This is a genomic window from Streptomyces resistomycificus (assembly GCF_001514265.1).
Lineage (GTDB): Bacteria > Actinomycetota > Actinomycetes > Streptomycetales > Streptomycetaceae > Streptomyces > Streptomyces resistomycificus.
Genome location: NZ_KQ949001.1, coordinates 137,203 through 154,873 on the forward strand (window position 1 = coordinate 137,203; position 17,671 = coordinate 154,873).

The window sequence follows — 17,671 nt, forward strand, 5'->3', positions numbered from 1 at the left end:
CACCCGCCGCCCGGGTCGTGTGTGTGGCCGGTATGCGTCAGTTCGCGATTCCGACGACCTGCTCGATGGTGTCCGGCCGGTTCACCATGGCGAGCATGTGGTGGGCGACGTCGGCGCGTGACACGGAGAACCCGCCCCGGATGTTGCGGTTCCACGCGGTCCGGTACCTGCCGGTCAGGGGCTTGTCGGTGAGCTTGGGCGGGCGCGACACCGTCCATTCCAGTCCGCTGTCGCGCAGGGTCTGCTCGGTGACGGCGAGGTCGGCGTAGTGCCGGCCGAACATGGCGCGGGTCAACGGGACGCCCAGGTAGCGCATGAAGAAGCCATCGCCGGGATCGTGTCTGGGTGGCGTCGGCCGGCCGGGCACCGGCACCGGTCCGACGGGTGCGGCGCTGACGATGACGATCCGCCGGACCTGCTCGGCCTGCATCGCCGCGACGATCGCGCGGGTGCCGCGCGAGGTGATGCCCGCGTCCGCGCGCGGGTTTCGCGGGCCGAGCGCGGACAGTACGGCGTCGGCGCCGCGTACCGCCGCGGCGAGCGCCCGCATGTCGGGTCGGGTGAGGTCGACGGCGACCGTCCGGACGCCGCCCGGCAGCTCACGCGGGCGGCGGGCCACGGCGGTGACGTCATGCCCGCCGGCCACCGCCTGCTCGACCAGGTGCCGTCCGATACCGCCGGTGGCGGCCACGATCGTGAGTCTCATCGGGGTCCTCCTGCGGTGAAGGCGGCACGGTGGTCTCGCGCCCAGGTGGCGTACGTGCGTGCCGGGCGACCCAGCAGCCGCCGCACGGTGTCCGTGGTGGGCCCGGCTTCGCGGGCGTAGTCGGCCAGCGAGCCGAGCAGCCGGTCGGGTACCTCGTCGGGCAGGCCGGCGGCGAGCATGCCGCGGCGGATCTCGTCCGGTGCGGCCTCGACGAACGACAGTGTCCGGTCGAGCGCCGCGCCGAGCGCTGCGACCTTCTCCGGCTGGCTCAGCGACTGATCTCCGGTGAGCAGGTACGTCTGACCGCGGTGCCGCGGGTGGGCCAGGACGAGGGCGGCCACCGCGGCGATGTCACGCTCGTCGACGGTCGAGGTCCTCGCGTGCGGGTATGCCCCCCGCACGGTCCCGGTCGCCTGGATCTGCCCGGCCCAGGCCAGGGTGTTGGCGGCGAAATCGGCGCAGCGCAGGATCGTCCAGTCCAGGCCGCTCCCCTTGGCGATGTCCTCAACCGCGTGGAACTGCTGCCGGAAGCGTGCGTGCCCAGCCGGGTACTGCACGGTCACGGCCGACAGCACGACCACCCTTGCCGCGCCCGTCTCGCGGGCGCGGGCCAACAGGTCGACAGCGGCGGATCCGACGGCACGCGGGCTGAGCAGGATGGCCTCCACGCCGTCGAGGTTGGGCAGCTCCGCGGGGTGGACGAGTTGGGTACCCGCGGGGAATTCGGCGTGCGGGTCGCGGGTGACAGCGGCGACTTCCGCTCCCCCCTCAACCAGGAGGCGGACGGCTGCCCGGCCGACGACGCCGGTGGCCCCGGTAATCAGGATCATGACTGAACCCCCACTGCGTGTGTCGATAATCGATCTTGGGCGGTGGATGATGATCGCGGTTCGTATCGCGGGAACAGGTCACGGGCGAGCGGTGCGCCAGGATCATCGGCATGCGGCACTGAAACCTCCGGTCCTGCCCTGTCAGGCTGGTCGGGAGATCACTGGGTTTTACGGGTCTGCTTCACTTCCTGGTCGACGGCCCAGGCGTCGGCGACCGGGCCGAGGTGGCTGAGCTTGTCGGGGTTGATGACCGCGCGGATCGTCTGGATCTGCCCGCCGAGTGTGTCGAGGGCGAGGATGTGGAGGATCTTGCCGTCGCGGTCGCGGAAGAGCGCGCCCGGCTGGCCGTTGACCTCGTGCGGTTCGAACGTGATGTCGATCCGGGCCATGAGCGGGTAGACGGTGGCGAGCAGCCTGGCCACGTTCTCGGCGCCGGCGACGGCCCTGGCCAGCTGCGGTGCCTTGCCACCGCCGTCCCCGATGAGTTGGACGTCGGCGGACAGCAGATTCTGCAGTCCGTCCACGTCTCCCTGCGTCAGTGCCTCGAAGAACCGCCTCGCCAGCTCCTGCCGATCCTGGCGGTCCGCTTCGAACCGGGGCCGTCCCTCGTGCATGTGGCGGCGTGCCCGTACGAGCAGCTGCCGGCACGCCGCCTCTGAGCGCCCCACCGCGGCAGCGATCTCGTCGAAGCCGAAGGCGAAGACCTCCCGCAGCACGAACACCGACCGCTCCAGCGGACTGAGCCGCTCCAGGAGCAGCAGCGCCGCCATCGACACCGAGTCGGCCAGCTCCGCCGCGCGGGCCGGGTCCTGGTACGGATCGTCCAGCAGCGGCTCGGGCAACCACGGTCCGACGTACTCCTCCCGCCTCACCCGGGCGGAGCGAAGCACGTCGATCGCAATCCGGGTCACCGTGGCTGACAAGAACGCCTTGGCCGACACGGGCCGGGTTCTCGAAGCGTCGTAGCGGAGCCAGGTCTCCTGCACCGCGTCCTCCGCCTCGCCCACGCTGCCCAGGATCCGGTACGCGATCGAGAACAGCAGCGGCCGCAGTTCCTCGAACTCCTCGACCTTGCCCACGCCGACTCCCCTTTGCGGTCTGTGTGCCCGGCCGGACCCGCGCCGGCGAGGCATCCTTCGAAGATCATTCGATGTGTGGGCGGAGCAGACAACGCTCGTGCCGCGACCGCCCTGCCCGCCTTGACCACGGCGTCCTGGCCCCGGCGGGCCTGACCTGGGCCAGGGTGCGGTGGTGGTTCAGTGGAACTGGCCGACCTGGTAGTCGCCGGCCGGCTGCTGGGTGATGATGTTCAGCCGGTTCACCGTGTTCATGAACGAGACCAGCAGCACGAGGGCCGTGAGCTGCTCCTCGTCGTAGTGCTGAGCGGCGCGGGCCCACACGTCGTCGCTGACCCCGGTGGCCGCGTCCGCGACCCGGGTTCCCTGCTCCGCCAGCTCCAGTGCGGCGCGCTCGGCCGCGGTGAAGACCGTCGCTTCCCGCCAGGCCGCGATCAGGTTCAGCCGCACCGGGCTCTCGCCGGCCGCGGCGGCTTCCTTGGTGTGCATGTCGATGCAGACCGCGCAGCCATTGATCTGGCTCACGCGCAGCGCCACCAACTCCTGCGTCGTGGCCGGCAGCGGCGATTCCTTCAGCTCCCGGCCGACCGACATGAAGTACTTGAGGGCCTTGCCGGCGGCCGGGTTGGCGAAGTAGTTCAATCGCGCGTCCATCGTGTGCTCCTCCACGTTCGTCGATGCCTTCATCCCCGAGACGAGACGGCCCTCACGTCTGTGACACGGAACGGTGTGACCCACGTCTCTCTACTGTCTGGGTTCGGGCATGTCACAGGCCGAGTCGCTGCCTCGTCTCGGGTGCGGAAGTCCTCGATCAGGGAGTTGATGATGAACGTCGCACTGTGGATCATCGCTGGAGTGCTCGCCGCTGTCTGCCTGGTGGGCAGCTCCAAGATGTTCGTGCCGCAGGAGAAGCTGGCCGCGATGGGCTCCTCTGCGCAGTGGGTCCTGGAGTTCAGCCCCGGCGCTCTCAAAGCCATCGGCGCCGTCGAGCTGCTGGCCGCGGCCGGCCTGATTCTGCCCGCGGTCCTCGACATCGCGCCGGTGCTGGTGCCGTTGGCCGCCACCGGACTTGTTCTGCTGTTTGCCTGCGCGGTCACCATGCGTCTGCGCCGTGGCGAGAAGGCCACGATCGTAGGCGACCTGATCTACCTCGCCCTGGCTACCTTCGTCGCATGGGGCCGTTTCGGCCCCGAGTCCTTCACCGGCTGACCACCGGCGCATATCAGTCGAGCGCCGAAGTGCCAGGCACACTCCAGGTCGTACCGATACACCTACCAGCCAACGGAGTTGGCTACGACGTCACTCTCTTCAGCAATGAACACCCGCCCGCCGGGCCCCGGGCGGAGCCCGCCACCAGCGGAACGCACCCGGGTACGCTCGTCCCTCCAAAGGAGCCACACCCATTTGACTTAGTGCAGAGAAGCTGGATCCAGTTCATGCCGCATGCCGGTGCGATCGAGGTCCGTGACATCGGCTGGGCGGGCTGATCCGTCAGCGGCGGCGGAGCTCCTCGGACCAGTCCCGGAGCTGGTCTTCGAGGGCGAGGTTGTGGCTCGGTTCTCGCGGTGGCCTTCGAGGAGCTGGAACCGGTGTCGGCGTTCCCGGTGGTGCCGGGGCGGCGATGGGGGCCCGGTCAGTGGTGGTCGGCCACGACCAGCCGGCATGTGGCGTGCGGTCGGCCGCGATGCGGGCGCAGCTGATGGTGCTGGACCGCGAACCCGAGGTGGTCGGCCTGGCCGGGCAGCCGGTCCGTCTGCTGAGCCCGTCGTGGCCGTCGCCGTCGTCCTGCTGACCACCGCACTCGTCATCGTCGTCGGGCTACTCGCCGCGGCCGGGGCGGGCAAGCACGCCCGCATGGACGGCGCCACCTACCCCGCCGCCTTCACTCGCGCCGCCATCACCTTCGCCGCGGTCATCACCCTCGCCGCCTTCGTGACCGCAGCCCTCGCCGGCGTGCGGTGGGCGGCGCCGGTCCGACGTGTCGGGGACAAGCCTCGCGGGTGGGGCGGTCTGCCGTCCAGCCGATGTGCCCGTTACCGGACAGCGGTGGCTAGATCGCCCACGCTCGTGGTCACCAGGAGGACGGAGGTGACGTGCGGGTGACCACGGCAGGAAGCTGGCCGCCTTCGATCACCTCCCGCGGGAGCGACAGCCCGAAGTGCTCACCGATGACCTTCAACACCCGGCGCTTCTCTTCGGCAGGTGCCAGTTCCTCGTCCTCGCCCGGCAGGTCATCCATGTCGTCCTCCGGAGGAATGACTCCGGCTGCCTCCAGCGCCGGGCGCAGCAGGTCGGGCTGGGCTCCTGTGGGGTCATAGCCGAAGCCCAACTCGAAGTGCAGCTGCAGCTCACCGTCGGCGAGGTAGGTGAAGAAGGAGGGGGGATCGTCGGGCCGCGGGTCGAAGATCAGGATCTCGCCGCCGCGGGACGTTGCCGGGTCCAGGGCCCAGCCTTCACTGCCCACGCACTCCACGATGAACGACCAGTCGCCGCTCTGGCCGAGGCGGCCGACGCAATAGATCTGTGTCAGGTCGACCATGCGGTGCGCTTCCTCGATGGTGAGGGCGGGCCCGATCTCGACGGGCTCATGGTCGGCCATGCGTTCGGCCAGCTGCTGGGGGCTGAGGCCGCGGGCGCAGGTGATGTACAGGTCGGTGGCGCTCGGGCTCGTGCCGCGCCAGGCATCAGCGATCCACGCGAGATCGTCAGGCATTGCGGTTCACTCCTTCCGTGCACAACGTGGGGCCGGTGGGGCACAGCACAGCCAGAGCCAGTGCTGTGCCCCAGCAACGTTCAGGAGACTGTCATGGCTTGGGAACCGTGCAGGTCACGGTCGCCTTGGACGCGTCGCAGTGCGTGAACTGAGGGAAGTCCACCCAGTACGGGTCCTGGTCGAGCAGCCGATACCTGCCGGAGAAGCCCCCGCTGAACGCTCCCCCCATCGACGTGGAGTTGATCCACCCCGACATGGCCGAGCGGCCGCACACCTCCTTCCACGTAGGAGCAGCCACACGAATGTCGTCGTACAGATGCCATTCGCCCTGCTTGACCCGTGTGGCATAGGTCTGCACGCAGTCGTTGCCGGTGTCGACCTCGTTCATGCCGCTCATGCTGGCGGGCATGCCGCCGGAGTTGTAGGGGCCCGCGCCAACCCCGACACCCCGGCGGCCTCCCACCCGGCGAAGGCCCTCGGCGGGACGTCATGCTGAGGTCCTCGTGGACGCCAGGCGAAGCCCGGGACCACCGCGGCCCGGTCCTGGTCAGCGTCACCGACTTCAGGCAACGAGGACGAGGCCGCCTGAGAACGGCGGCTCCACCCCGGCCCGCCCCCCGCGCTAACGCGGCCGCATCGAGACCAGCCGTCCCCAGACCACCAGCCGGTACCTGGAGGTGTACTCCGGGGTGCAGGTGGTGAGGGTGAGGTAGTACCCGGGGTCGGTGTAGCCGCGGGAGGGGTGGACGGTGGAGTGCGGCACGGGCCGGATCACGCTCGTGTCCGTGGCCGAGGTCCGCGGCAGGGTCCTGTCGACGACGTACGTGTAGACCGCGCTGCCGGTCTCGACCTCGACGGTGTCCTTCGGCCGCAGCCGGTTGATGTACCGGAAGGGCTCGCCGTGGGTGTTGCGGTGCCCGGCGAGCGCGAAGTTCCCGGCCTGGCCCGGCTGGCCGGTACCGCGGTAGTGGCCGACGTATCCCTTGTCGAGCACACGGCTCCTGCTGGTGCCCTCGGCGACCGGGACACGGAGGTCGAGGCGGGGGATGGTGAGGATGGCGTAGGCCCGCGACCAGTCGGGGCGGGCGGTGCCGTCACCGGTGCCGGACCGTGGCCGGGCGACGCCGGGGGAGCCGTCCGGGGAGGCGGACGGGACGGTCGTACCGGACTCGACAGCCGTACGGGGATCACCGGCGTCCGGCGGATCAGCGCCGCCGCCCCCACTCTCGACCCCACCCTCACCCCACTGCCGCTCCAGCGCCCACACCTCCCGCTCCGCGCCCTCCTTGGCCTCCCGGTTGGTCCACCACACCTGGTGGACGACGAGGAGCAGGAGTACGACCCCGACGGTGACGAGGGTTTCCCCCGCCACCCACACCACCCGGCGCCAACGGGCACGCCGCCGCCGGGAACTGTGCCGCACGACGGGAATCCGCATGTGTCCGCCCCCTTCACCGCGCCCGCACGATAGGGCCGGTTCCCTCAACTGGCCAGACCCATCGGCAGGTTGGGCTCATTCGACGGACGGTCGTCGACACACTGGGCGCCACGACAACGGCTACCCCTTCTGATAACCGTCGTACGAAGAGACGACAGGGTTGAAAGAAAGCGCTGTCACACCTCTCGACAACCTCACACACCACACCCGATGCTTCGTGTTGGCACGCGGGGGGTGGTGCATGTTCGACCGGTCAACTCCTTTTCAATGAAGGCCAGTTGACCGTCCACCGCATGGAGAGGCGGAGGCATAACAGCCATGATCCGACGCAGAACACTGCTGACGGCCGCGGGCGGGACGCTCCTCGGCAGCGCCCTGGCGACAGGCACCGCTGAGGCGGACGCCACGATCGCCGTGAACCCCGGCACCTCGTACGGCACCTGGGAGGGCTGGGGCACCTCCCTGGCCTGGTGGGCCAACGTCTTCGGCTCCCGCAACGACTTCGCCGACGCCTTCTTCACCACCAACTCGGTGACGTACAACGGCACGACACTCCCCGGCCTGGGCCTCAACATCGCCCGCTACAACCTCGGCGCGTGCAGCTGGAACACCGTCGGCGGCCAGGCGATGGTCGAGTCGCCGAACATCCCCGGATTCAAGCAGATCGAGGGCTTCTGGCAGGACTGGAACAACGAGGACCCCACGTCCTCGGCCTGGGACTGGACGGCGGACGCCAACCAGCGCGCGATGCTGCAGAAGGCGGTCCAGCGCGGCGCGACCACCGAGCTGTTCGCCAACTCCCCCATGTGGTGGATGTGCAGCAACCACAACCCCTCCGGCGCCTCGGGAGGCGGCAACAACCTCCAGACCTGGAACTACCGCCAGCACGCCTCCCACCTGGCCGCGACCGCCCTCTACGCCAAGAACAACTGGGGCGTGAACTTCGCGACGGTCGACCCCTTCAACGAGCCGGCCTCGTCCTGGTGGACCGCGACCGGCACCCAGGAGGGCTGCCACATGGACCCGGCCGTCCAGGCGGCCGTCCTCCCCTACATGCGCAGCGAGCTGGACAAGCGCGGTCTCACCGGCGTGCGCATCGCCGCCTCCGACGAGACCAACTACGACACCGCCCGCTCCACCTGGGCCTCCTTCAACTCCTCCACGAGGGCCCTGGTCAGCCAGGTCAACGTGCACGGCTACCAGGGCTCGGGCGGCCGCCGCGACCTCCTCTACACGGACGTGGTGACCACCGCCGGCAAGAAGCTCTGGAACTCGGAGACCGGCGACAGCGACGGCACCGGCTACACCATGGCCTTCAACCTGCTGTACGACTTCCGCTGGCTGCACCCCACGGCCTGGGCGTTCTGGCAGGTGATGGACCCCACGGCCGGCTGGGCGCTGATCGCCTACGACAAGGACACCCTGCAGCCGACGACGGTCCAGACGAAGTACCACGTGATGGCCCAGTTCAGCCGCCACATCCGCCCCGGCATGCGCATCCTGGACACGGGCGTGAGCTACGCGGCGGCGGCCTACGACGCGAGCGCGCGGCGCCTGATCATCGTCGCCCTCAACACGTCGACCTCGGCCCAGACCCTCACCTTCGACCTCTCCCGCTTCACCACGGTGACGGGCGGCTCGGGCGGCCTGGTCCCCCGTTGGAACACGGTCACCACCGGCGGCGACAAGTACGCGGCCTACTCGGACACGCGATTGAGCGGGAAGTCGGTGGCGGTGCGGTTCGCGGGGAAGGCGGTGCAGACCTTGCAGATCGACGGGGTGACGATCTAGAACGGACGCTCACACCTCGGGCGGGTGCTGTGCCCGGCCGGCATGATCGCCGCCGGCCGGGCCCAGGACTTCGCCCTGGCCGCGGTGCCGGTGGTCGGGTACGCGTTCGCCCTCGTCGGCCTCACGAGCGGGATGCTCCCGTCCCGCGGCTGCCCACAAGGCACAGCGCCGAGATCAACGAGGGCGAGGCTCCCGGGACCCGTGACTGTCCGCGCTCCCACCCCACGTTCTTCGTGGCAGCCGTGACCGTCCCGCGGTTCTCGGCGTTCGTCCTGACCCGCCGGCCGACCCGTTCGCCCTGACCGGATACGCCAGGCCCGTTCGCCCTGACCCGCCACGCCGGCCCGGGGGACGGCCAGGAAGCCGGCCTCCTGACGATCTACAGACGATCTACAGATCCACGGGCTGGCCTGGGGATACCTCTCCCTTTGTCACGGCCCGGCAGTACGGTGTCATGCATGCGCCCCGACACGCCCGCCGAGAACGTCGACCACCCCGCCGAAGCGGCACGCCTGGAGCGGACCGCCGGCCTGTATCCCGAGGACGCGGAAGCCCTGCTGTTGCAGGCCGCGGCCCACCTGGAACTCGCCGGCGACCGTCCCGCCGCGAGCACGCTCTACGACCGCCTGCTGGCGTCGTCGAACAGCCTGGAGAACCCCCACCTGGTACGCGCCCTCAAGGCCTCGAACCTCTGGGAGTACGGCCACGAGGCCGAGGCCCGCGCCATCATCGACGGCGTCCGGGCGGCGTCCCCGCGGGACGCCGCCCCCTGGGTGATCGTGGCGGAGGCGCTGGAGTCCCACGACGAGCTGGAGGCGGCGCAGGAGACGTTCACAGAGGGTGCGCGGACCCTCCTGGCCGACGTCGAGGAGCCCCCGTACTCCCTCCACCCCCTCCTCTTCGGCCGGCACCGCGTCCGCCGCATGCTGGGCCTGACCCACGACGACTGGGACGTCCTGGCCGACACCCTCCACTCCTCCCCCGTCTCCCTCGACGAACTCCACGACCCGAAGCGCGTGTGGTCCCTCGGCTCGGACAACCCGGCGGAACTGGCCGCGGAGATCTCCCGCCTCCAGGCGGAGCTCGGCACCTTCCGCGAGGCCCTGTCCCGCCCGTTCCCGGTGGCGGTCCTCCACTGGCCGGCCGGCGAACTGGCCGAACTCGTCGCCGCCTACCCGTCCCTGGAGGCGGAGTACCCCTCCCACGAGGAGCACCTCGCGACGATAGAGGCGTCGCTGAGGGAACTGGCGTCCTCCGGCACACCGAACCTCGGAATCGTGACGGGAACCGTCCCGTCGTACGAGGCGTTCGCGGCCTCGGAGGGGTCATCGCCGGCCGACTCGGAACTCCTCCCGCAGTACGCGACGACGCTGGCGGCACGAGGTCGGGCCGTGGCCTGGCCTCCACAGCGGGGGGTGGGGTGCTGGTGCGGGTCGGGAGTGGTTTACGCGGGGTGCCACGGGGCGGGGGCCTAGCAGCACCTGACCTCAGGGGCGCTGTCCGGAGAGGGGCGAGATGTCCCAGCCTTGGCTGACATTCGTCCTTCTCTTCGCCGCCGGGTGGCTCGCCTACGGGGCCCGTGTCGTCCGACGGGGCCTCCGCGAGCGAAAGGGCGTACGGCACCTCGGCGTCCGGGGTACGCGCGCGAAGGGCGAGGTCGTCCGCGGACCCCGCCGCGAGGGAGCCACGCTTCATCCGGCCCAGCTCCGCTACCAGGCGGGCCCTGCGCGTCAGACGTATCGCCGGGCCCCGCTCAACGCGGATCAGCACTCCCTGTGGGTGGGTTGCGAGGTGGTGGTGCGCTACGACCCGGACGATCCTCGACGGGTCGTGGTGGTGCGCACCCAGAAGACGTTCAACCCGGAGACCTACTTGGTGAACGGGGTGGCGTTGTGTTTGTTCGGGGTGGGGCTGGCCGTGTGGGCGTTCGTGTGAGCTGGGGTGACGCGACGCCGACCAAAGAGGATCATCTTTCAGTACAGACCTTCAAATGTCAGTGACGGCTGTTAGAACAGATCCACATCGGCATGTGTCGGCGTGAGGCCACCGTGTGCGAACCGCGAGGGATCAGGGGGCAGTCGTGGCAGAAGCAGGGGGCCGGTCGAAGCCGATCGCAGGTGTCTACGAGAAGCTGATCACCCACGACGTCCACGCCGAGATCGAGCGATTCGAAGCCGCGGGCTGGAAAGCGATCGACGCCGAGGTCAGCGCCGAGTCGTCCCCGCACGTCCTGGCTCGCCATATCGGTGAGGCCGTGGGGCGCAAGCTCAGCCAGCTGCCGCACGACAAGCAGGTCGCCGCCGCCAACCGCATCCTGCGGTCGCTGGACACCTCAACACCTGATCAGCACGACACCGAGGCGGCGAGCACCATCGTCGAGGGCCCGCGCCAGCTCCTGGCTCTCGCTGAGCAGGAGGCTCCCGGTGTCTACGCGATGCGCCCCCTCACGCCTCTCTCCGAAACCTCACTGATCACGAACGCTCCGGAAGACCCCAGTCTGGGCGCGGAGTTGCGAGCCGAGCTGGCCACCGCGGACCGCATCGACCTGCTCTGCGCCTTCGTGAAGTGGTACGGCATCCGCGTGCTGGAGGACTCCCTGAGAGCCGCCAAGGAACGCAACGTACCGATCCGCGTCATCACGACGACCTACATCGGCGCGACCGACCGCCATGCCCTCGATCGGCTCGTCCGCGATTTCGGCGCCGAGGTCAGGGTCAACTACGAGCTCCGCTCTACCCGCCTGCATGCGAAGGCATGGCTGTTTCGCCGGGAGAGCGGCTTCGATACCGCGTACGTAGGCAGTTCCAACCTGTCGAAGGCGGCGCTGCTCGATGGTCTGGAGTGGAACGTACGGCTGTCGTCAGTCGCCACCCCGGCGGTCCTCAACAAGTTCGAGGCGACCTTCGACGCCTACTGGAACGACATCGCCTTCGAGCCCTACGACCCCGATCAGCACAGTGCACGCCTTGATCAGGCCTTGGCTCAGGCGAGTGGCAGCACGTCGGCTGCCGATCTGAGGATCAATCTCTCTGGCCTCGAGGTACGTCCCTATCCGCACCAGCGGGACATGCTTGAACGTCTCCGAGTGGAGCGGGAGATCCGAGGGCGGGACCGGAACCTCCTGGTCGCGGCCACCGGCACGGGCAAGACCGTGATGGCGGCATTGGACTATCGAAGCCTCGCCAGGAAGTTCGACACCGAACAACCACGGTTGCTGTTCGTGGCGCACCGCAAAGAGATCCTTCGGCAGTCTCTGCGGACGTATCAAGAGGTCCTCGATGACGCATCCTTCGGAGAGCTCCTCCACAGCGGCCAAGAGCCAAAGGCCTGGGACCACGTCTTCGCGAGTGTCCAGTCGCTCAATATGCGGCGCTTGGAGCAACTGGCCCCGGACCACTTCGACATCATCGTCATTGACGAGTTCCACCACGCGACCGCCGCCACCTATCGGCGGGTGATCGACCACTTCAGCCCGAAGCAGTTGCTGGGCCTCACCGCCACTCCGGAGCGGATGGACGGGCTCAATGTTCAGGACGAGTTCTTCGACGGCCGCATCGCAGCGGAGATGCGTCTGTGGGAGGCCCTGGAGAATGACCTCCTCTGCCCGTTCCACTACTTCGGAATCCCAGACGGCACGGACCTGACGAATCTCGGGTGGACTAAGGGAACCTACGCGGACAACGAACTCGGAAACCTCTACACAGGCAACCATGCCCGTGCCCGCATCGTGGTCAAGCAGATCCGGGACAAGGTCTCCAACCCCGGAGTGATGAGAGCGCTGGGATTCTGCGTGACCAAGTCCCATGCTCACTTCATGGCCGACTTCTTCCGTCAGGCCGGGTTCCAAGCAGTGGCGCTGGACAGCGACTCGCCGGCCGGGGTGCGCGCCCAAGCGCTCGCTGACCTGCGCGACGGCAGGCTCCAGGTGATCTTCTCCGTCGACCTGTTCAATGAGGGACTCGACATCCCTGACGTCGACACGCTGCTACTCCTGCGTCCCACCAACAGCGCGACGGTCTTCCTCCAGCAGCTTGGCCGGGGGCTACGCCGCACCGAGTCCAAGCCGGTGCTCACCGTCTTGGACTTCATCGGCCAGCACAGGGCTGAGTTCCGCTTCGAGGAGCAGTTCCGGGCGCTGACGAACTTCTCCCGCAACCGACTCGTCGACCACATCGAGCATGACTTTCCGCAACTTCCCTCCGGGTGCCAGATCATCCTGGAAGGCAAGTCCAAGGACCTCGTACTCGACAACATCCGTGCTCAACTGGGCGCCACGGTCAAGACATTGGTCAACGAGGTCAAGGCGTACGGCACGCCACAGTTGGTCGATTTCCTCCGCGAGAGTCGGCGTGAAATCAAGGAGCTGTACAAGGGCGACAACTCGTGGACGACCGTGCTGCGCAGGGCAGGCTTGGTCAAGGACCCTGCCCCAGAGGGGGAAGCCGCCCTCCTCAAGCGCGTCCATGCCTTTCTCCACGTCGACGACCCTGACCGGGCCCAGACATACCTCCGTCTTCTGGCCGACGACGCTCCGTCCTACGAGGAGCTCAGCCCAGACGACCAGGCATACGCGCGCATGCTGTTCTTCAACGTGTGGGACAACGCAGGTGGCTTCACGAGCTATCAGCAAGGTCTCAGGTCGCTACGCGACCAGAGGGTGTTCCGCGATGAGCTCCGCCAGGTGATCTCCCATGTCATGGGAGTGGCCGACCATTTCCCCATCCCCCTGCCGGACAGTCACAGCCACATCCCCCTGAAGGTCCACAGCTCCTACAACCGCTCCGAAATCCTGGCCGCCCTCGGCGTAGCCCGCTTCGGCGGCCAGATGCCCCGGTCCTTCGCGCAGGGAGTCCAGTGGGTAGAGGAGATCAAGACCGACGCCCTCCTCATCACCCTGGAGAAGAACGAGAAGGACTTCTCCCCCACGGTCCGCTACAAGGACTACGCCCTGAGCCCAACGCTCTTCCACTGGGAGTCCCAGAACGCGACTGCCGAGACCTCGCCGACGGGTCAGCGCTACCAGCGTCACGAGGAACAGGGCAGCCACGTCCTGCTCTTCATGCGGCGCTACAAGAGCACCGACATCGGTAAGTCCCAGCCGTGGATGCTCCTGGGGCCCGCGATCTATGACGACCACAAGGGCAGTAAGCCGATGGGAATCACGTGGGCGTTGCAGCATGAGCTTCCCGCTGACGTGTGGTCGTACGCCGCAGTGGTCACCGGTGGATGAGGGCGATGCGCCGAGCGGGCCGTAGGGCGTAGAGGTCAACACCGGAGGGTCGTCAGAGCCTCCGCTTCCGCCTCGAAGTGCGTCTGAGCTCTGTCCAAAGCTTCGTCAGCGTCATGGCCATGGGCTCTGAGCCAGTGCAGGAGATCGGCGATGATCCCCACCGCCACGGTTTCCGTCACAGCAGCCGTGAGCCGACTTCCGCCGGCTTGCTTCGTCGGCTCATGCGCCCGATAGGCGTTGAGCACTCTCTCGGCTCTCTCGACCTGCGGGCTTCCGCTGTGCCCGTGGGGCGTGGTCAAGTTCGTGGCCAGCTCGCACCACGTCACCTTGTGGTCGGGGAAGAGCTGAACCCCCCAGCGCTGGGCCAAGGCGTCGATCAGCAACATCCCGCGCCCCGCTTCGGCGTCGGCGTCCGCGCTGATCTTCGTCGGCACGGTCCTGGTGTTCGGGTCGTGCACTTCGATACGCAGTTGCGTGCCCCTCATTGACACAACGAGGGTGGTGGGTGTGTCGGGGCCTACGTGCGTGATGACGTTGGACACGAGCTCGCTGACGCAGAGCTGAGCCTCCTCAACGACTTCGTGCAAGCCCCAGATCCCGAGATGCAACCTCATGAGGCGGCGCAGGGCGGCTACTTCGGCAGGCTTCGCCGTGAAGGCCAGCTCCCATGGCTTGCGTGACATGCACGCTACTTGGTCCACGAAAGTCCCTCTCCTCGCAGTCGGCGACACAGGAACGCGGAGCGTTATCAGCGCTCACGATGAGTTGCGTCGAGACCAGAGTGCTGGGCGCCCATCCCTTTATGCAATGTGCACGGCGGGATTCCCACTTCCGAGTGATTGGCAGCCACACCCCTTGGCGCGAGACTGAACGCTCGCTACCGGAAGGGATGTTGGGATGGCCGGTTCACCTACGGCACGCCGCCGTCGCCTCTCGATCGAGCTGAAGAAGCTCCGCGAGAAGAGCGCCCTCACTTGCGCCCAGGTCGGAGCAGGCCTGGAATGGAGTGGTTCCAAGGTCAACCGGATGGAGACCGGCAGCGGGCGGGTGCAGCCTTCGGACATCGACGCCCTGTGCAGGTTCTACGACACGAGCGATGAGCTCCGGGAGTTCCTCAAGTCGTTGGCCAGGCAAGCCAAGACACGTGGTTGGTGGCAGGTGCACGGCGCCGGCGTGCCTGAGTGGTTCAACATCTACATCGGCCTGGAGCAGGACGCCTCCACTCTCCGCCAGTACCAGTGCGAGCTGATCCCCGGGCTGATGCAGACGGAGGCCTACGCCCGCGAACTCCACAAAGCAGGCGGGCACATGACCTCCGGCGACATCGACAGGGCCGTACGCGTACGCATGGAACGCCAGGCCATGCTGACACTCCCGGACGCCCCCGACGCCTGGTTCATCGTCCACGAGGGTGCTGTACGCAACGCCATCGGAGACGGCGCCCTGATGGCGGAGCAACTCGAACGCGTCCTCCACACAGCCGACTTGCCGACGGTGACTTTGCAGGTCCTGGCCTTCGACTCCGGCACGTATCCAGCGACCGGCACCTTCACCATGCTGGGATTCCCCGCCCCGGAAGACCCAGACCTCGTGTACCGGGACGGCATCACCGATGCCGTGTACCTCGAAGGCGAGCATCATGTCCGTGAGTACACACGGGCGTTCGACGGTCTGCGAGCCACTGCCCTCAGCCCTCAGCGCTCCGCGCAACTGATCAAGTCGATCTTGAATGAATACAGAAGGTGAGCATGACAGAGTCCTGCGCCCCCGCCCCTCTGGTGTGGTTCACGTCGTCGCACAGCAACGGAGCCGGAGGAGAGTGCGTCGAGTGCGCCCTCGTTACTGGCGGCACCCTCATACGCGACTCAAAGAGGATGGGAGGCCCTGTCATCACCGTCGGTCACGGGGCTTGGCACTCCTTCATACGCCCCCTGAAGGAGAGGCTCTCGATAGAGGAGTCCTGCTAACCAGACGTGAAGTCATCTTGGTCGCCACACCTCGCCTCGGGCGCCTCTCAATTCACCGTTGCCTTCTGCTGACGCTCACTCAGCAGCAGCACATAAGATCGACGAACACCTGCTCCCCAGAGCATGCAGGATCGATCGCAACGGGATGGCACCATGACAAGCGCCTACGAGTCGGACCCGATCTTCGAGACAGTGCCGCGGCAGCTCTCGAACCTGGTGACACGGATCCATGGTCGTGAGATCGCGCTCCCGGACTTCCAGCGAGACTTCGTCTGGGATGCGACGCGCACCGAGGAGCTGATCCAGTCGATCATCTCGGAGTTCCCGGTCGGCACCCTGCTCCTCTGGAAGCAGGGAGACGGCGAGACCTTCGCGAGCCGCAACTTCGAGGGCGCCCCCGAGCTGGGAGACAAGAAGCCCGCGGAACTCGTCCTGGACGGCCAGCAGCGCCTCACGGCTCTCTACCAAGCGCTCACCGGCGCGGGCGACGAACGCTTCTACCTCAAGGTCGACGAGTTCGTCAGCACGGCCGAGGACTACGTGAAGGAATTCCACGAGGTCAATTTCGACAAGGCTGTCATATCCGTGCCTGTCGCCGTGAGCAAGGGACAGGTCAAGAAGAACGAAGAGCTACTCGGCATCTCCCACTTCCCCGTTTCCGGGGTCAGCAGTTTCGATGACTGGCTTGATGAGTACGTCGACAACGTAGTCAGTAATGACGGTAGCTCCAACGCCAAGTACCTCAAGTCCCTGTACAGGCGCATGCGTGACAAGTACATCGTCCCCCTGCGCTCTTATGGCCTGCCGGTTCTCACGCTCCCGGAAACCACACCGATCGAGGCCGTGTGCACGATTTTCGAGACGTTGAACCGAACTGGCAAGCCGCTGGGCCCGTTTGAGCTACTGACGGCTCGTTACTACCCGCAAGGGGTCAACCTCCGAGACCTGTGGGTCGAAGCCCAGGACAACTACAAGGCGTTGATCGATTTCAGGGTCGACCCGTACAGCATCCTTCAGACGGTCTGCCTGAGGGCCTATGGCTCCGCCCAGCGGTCCGACGTCCTGAAGAAGCTCACCGCCGCCGACATCTCGCAGCACTGGTCGGCCGCTGTCAAGGGCGTGGCCGGAGTCATCGACATGCTGCAGTCGGACTGCGGGCTGGTCGCGCCGAAGTGGCTTCCCTACGGAATGCTGCTCATACCGATGGGCGCTGTGTGGAGCGACATCCAGAAGCTGGAACCCCTCGACCGGGCCCCCGCGTACACCCGCCTACAGCGCTTCTTCTGGTGCAGCGTCTTCACCACCAACTACGACCAAGGAGCCAACAGTCAGGCTGGTGCCGACTACGGCCGCCTGAAGGACTGGGTCCTCACCGGTGAAGGACAGTCCCCGGAGGCTCTCGAGGAGCTTCCGCTGAGCGCGTCCACACTCCGCTCCGCGTCTGTGCGCAGAAAGGCTCTGTACTGCGGACTGGTGTGCCTGCTCGCCACCACGCGGGCCGAGGACTTCCATACAGGTCAGGCTATGACCCCGTACCGGGTGGGAGAGGTGCAGATCGATTCGCACCACATATTCCCCAAGGCCTACCTGACACGCGCCAAAGCGGCGGAAAGCCCAGAACTCCTCCTGAACCGCACCCTGATCGACGCGGAGACCAACCGCATCATCCGAGACAAAGCACCTAGCCAGTACCTGAGCGAAATGGCCACCACGTACGGGGAAGAGAAGCTGGAAGCGGTACTTTCCTCCCACGCAATCAAGAGCGACTCGAGTAGCGGCCTCGCCAACGACAACTACAGCACTTTCCTCGATGAACGCCTAAACACGGTAGTGCAGCTCATCGAGAGGGTGACTGGCCGCAGCCTGCATGAGGAGTAACGGTACTGCGATTCGGCGCCGATCACGTGTTCACGCCGAGTC

General features: G+C 67.3%; 17 protein-coding genes and 1 pseudogene. 10 read left to right on the top strand and 8 right to left on the bottom strand.

Going from position 1 to position 17,671, the window contains the following annotated elements:
• Positions 1–37 precede the first annotated feature (37 nt).
• The 4 genes from AQJ84_RS33480 to AQJ84_RS33495 form a co-directional block, all read right to left on the bottom strand.
• Positions 38–706, bottom strand: coding sequence for an NAD(P)-dependent oxidoreductase (locus AQJ84_RS33480; protein WP_030040384.1), 669 nt, complete (start codon positions 704–706; stop codon positions 38–40).
• Complete coding sequence (locus AQJ84_RS33485) at positions 703–1,536, bottom strand: NAD(P)H-binding protein (protein ID WP_030040385.1); 834 nt, start codon at positions 1,534–1,536, stop codon at positions 703–705. The genes AQJ84_RS33480 and AQJ84_RS33485 overlap by 4 nt, the downstream gene beginning before the upstream one ends.
• A 158-nt stretch (positions 1,537–1,694) precedes the next feature.
• A complete protein-coding gene (locus AQJ84_RS33490; RefSeq protein WP_030040386.1) occupies positions 1,695–2,615 on the bottom strand; it encodes an RNA polymerase sigma-70 factor in 921 nt (306 codons plus the stop codon).
• Positions 2,616–2,792: 177 nt separating this feature from the next.
• On the bottom strand, positions 2,793–3,266 hold the full coding sequence (locus AQJ84_RS33495; protein ID WP_030040387.1) for a carboxymuconolactone decarboxylase family protein: 474 nt from the start codon (positions 3,264–3,266) through the stop codon (positions 2,793–2,795).
• A gap of 171 nt (positions 3,267–3,437) precedes the next feature.
• Here AQJ84_RS33495 and AQJ84_RS33500 point away from each other — a divergent pair, with 171 nt between their 5' ends.
• The 3 genes and pseudogenes from AQJ84_RS33500 (at position 3,438) to AQJ84_RS44490 (ending at position 4,715) form a co-directional block, all read left to right on the top strand.
• Complete coding sequence (locus AQJ84_RS33500) at positions 3,438–3,821, top strand: DoxX family protein (protein WP_030040388.1); 384 nt, start codon at positions 3,438–3,440, stop codon at positions 3,819–3,821.
• A 353-nt stretch (positions 3,822–4,174) separates the two neighbouring features.
• Positions 4,175–4,371, top strand: a pseudogene (locus tag AQJ84_RS41605) (TnsA-like heteromeric transposase endonuclease subunit); the annotation flags it as partial.
• Between the two features lie 8 nt (positions 4,372–4,379).
• Positions 4,380–4,715: a hypothetical protein gene (locus AQJ84_RS44490; protein WP_225877227.1), complete on the top strand. Its 336-nt coding sequence runs from the start codon at positions 4,380–4,382 to the stop codon at positions 4,713–4,715.
• On the opposite strand, the gene AQJ84_RS33510 is transcribed toward AQJ84_RS44490, so the two are convergent.
• The 3 genes from AQJ84_RS33510 to AQJ84_RS33520 all read right to left on the bottom strand — a co-directional run bounded on the left by AQJ84_RS33510 (position 4,684) and on the right by AQJ84_RS33520 (position 6,763).
• Positions 4,684–5,325 (bottom strand): DUF6461 domain-containing protein, encoded by a 642-nt coding sequence (locus AQJ84_RS33510; protein WP_030040390.1) that lies wholly within the window; start codon positions 5,323–5,325, stop codon positions 4,684–4,686. The two genes, AQJ84_RS44490 and AQJ84_RS33510, sit on opposite strands and share 32 nt — an antisense overlap.
• Before the next feature lie 91 nt (positions 5,326–5,416).
• Positions 5,417–5,713, bottom strand: a complete 297-nt coding sequence (locus AQJ84_RS33515) for a hypothetical protein (protein ID WP_225877228.1) — start codon at positions 5,711–5,713, stop codon at positions 5,417–5,419.
• Positions 5,714–5,947: 234 nt separating this feature from the next.
• Entirely contained in the window at positions 5,948–6,763 is an 816-nt protein-coding gene (locus AQJ84_RS33520; RefSeq protein ID WP_030040392.1) for a class E sortase, read from the bottom strand.
• A 318-nt stretch (positions 6,764–7,081) separates the two neighbouring features.
• Between AQJ84_RS33520 and AQJ84_RS33525 the strand changes: the two genes are divergently transcribed.
• The 4 genes from AQJ84_RS33525 to AQJ84_RS33540 all read left to right on the top strand — a co-directional run bounded on the left by AQJ84_RS33525 (position 7,082) and on the right by AQJ84_RS33540 (position 13,784).
• Entirely contained in the window at positions 7,082–8,554 is a 1,473-nt protein-coding gene (locus tag AQJ84_RS33525) for a glycoside hydrolase (protein ID WP_030040393.1), read from the top strand.
• Between the two features lie 458 nt (positions 8,555–9,012).
• Positions 9,013–10,029, top strand: a complete 1,017-nt coding sequence (locus AQJ84_RS33530) for a hypothetical protein (protein ID WP_030040394.1) — start codon at positions 9,013–9,015, stop codon at positions 10,027–10,029.
• Positions 10,030–10,069: 40 nt separating this feature from the next.
• Positions 10,070–10,489, top strand: coding sequence for a DUF3592 domain-containing protein (locus tag AQJ84_RS33535; RefSeq protein ID WP_030040395.1), 420 nt, complete (start codon positions 10,070–10,072; stop codon positions 10,487–10,489).
• A 145-nt stretch (positions 10,490–10,634) separates the two neighbouring features.
• Positions 10,635–13,784 (top strand): DUF3427 domain-containing protein, encoded by a 3,150-nt coding sequence (locus tag AQJ84_RS33540; RefSeq protein ID WP_030040396.1) that lies wholly within the window; start codon positions 10,635–10,637, stop codon positions 13,782–13,784.
• 35 nt (positions 13,785–13,819) lie between these two features.
• Here AQJ84_RS33540 and AQJ84_RS33545 read toward each other — a convergent pair whose 3' ends face one another.
• A complete protein-coding gene (locus AQJ84_RS33545) occupies positions 13,820–14,467 on the bottom strand; it encodes an ATP-binding protein (RefSeq protein WP_225877229.1) in 648 nt (215 codons plus the stop codon).
• Positions 14,468–14,681: 214 nt separating this feature from the next.
• On the opposite strand from AQJ84_RS33545, the gene AQJ84_RS33550 reads away from it, so the two are divergent.
• The 3 genes from AQJ84_RS33550 (at position 14,682) to AQJ84_RS33560 (ending at position 17,629) form a co-directional block, all read left to right on the top strand.
• Entirely contained in the window at positions 14,682–15,530 is an 849-nt protein-coding gene (locus AQJ84_RS33550) for a helix-turn-helix domain-containing protein (protein WP_030040398.1), read from the top strand.
• A 2-nt stretch (positions 15,531–15,532) separates the two neighbouring features.
• Complete coding sequence (locus tag AQJ84_RS33555) at positions 15,533–15,751, top strand: DUF397 domain-containing protein (RefSeq protein WP_030040399.1); 219 nt, start codon at positions 15,533–15,535, stop codon at positions 15,749–15,751.
• Between the two features lie 153 nt (positions 15,752–15,904).
• Positions 15,905–17,629, top strand: coding sequence for a GmrSD restriction endonuclease domain-containing protein (locus AQJ84_RS33560; protein WP_030040400.1), 1,725 nt, complete (start codon positions 15,905–15,907; stop codon positions 17,627–17,629).
• Positions 17,630–17,671: the final 42 nt, after the last annotated feature.

Coding starts and splice junctions, on each gene's coding strand:
- AQJ84_RS33520 (WP_030040392.1), bottom strand. CDS start 6,763: ATGCGGATTCCCGTCGTGCGGCACAGTTCCCGGCGGCGGCGTGCCCGT.
- AQJ84_RS33495 (WP_030040387.1), bottom strand. CDS start 3,266: ATGGACGCGCGATTGAACTACTTCGCCAACCCGGCCGCCGGCAAGGCC.
- AQJ84_RS33550 (WP_030040398.1), top strand. CDS start 14,682: ATGGCCGGTTCACCTACGGCACGCCGCCGTCGCCTCTCGATCGAGCTG.
- AQJ84_RS33485 (WP_030040385.1), bottom strand. CDS start 1,536: ATGATCCTGATTACCGGGGCCACCGGCGTCGTCGGCCGGGCAGCCGTC.
- AQJ84_RS33500 (WP_030040388.1), top strand. CDS start 3,438: ATGAACGTCGCACTGTGGATCATCGCTGGAGTGCTCGCCGCTGTCTGC.
- AQJ84_RS33555 (WP_030040399.1), top strand. CDS start 15,533: ATGACAGAGTCCTGCGCCCCCGCCCCTCTGGTGTGGTTCACGTCGTCG.
- AQJ84_RS33535 (WP_030040395.1), top strand. CDS start 10,070: ATGTCCCAGCCTTGGCTGACATTCGTCCTTCTCTTCGCCGCCGGGTGG.
- AQJ84_RS33530 (WP_030040394.1), top strand. CDS start 9,013: ATGCGCCCCGACACGCCCGCCGAGAACGTCGACCACCCCGCCGAAGCG.
- AQJ84_RS33515 (WP_225877228.1), bottom strand. CDS start 5,713: ATGAACGAGGTCGACACCGGCAACGACTGCGTGCAGACCTATGCCACA.
- AQJ84_RS33525 (WP_030040393.1), top strand. CDS start 7,082: ATGATCCGACGCAGAACACTGCTGACGGCCGCGGGCGGGACGCTCCTC.
- AQJ84_RS33545 (WP_225877229.1), bottom strand. CDS start 14,467: ATGTCACGCAAGCCATGGGAGCTGGCCTTCACGGCGAAGCCTGCCGAA.
- AQJ84_RS33480 (WP_030040384.1), bottom strand. CDS start 706: ATGAGACTCACGATCGTGGCCGCCACCGGCGGTATCGGACGGCACCTG.
- AQJ84_RS33510 (WP_030040390.1), bottom strand. CDS start 5,325: ATGCCTGACGATCTCGCGTGGATCGCTGATGCCTGGCGCGGCACGAGC.
- AQJ84_RS33560 (WP_030040400.1), top strand. CDS start 15,905: ATGACAAGCGCCTACGAGTCGGACCCGATCTTCGAGACAGTGCCGCGG.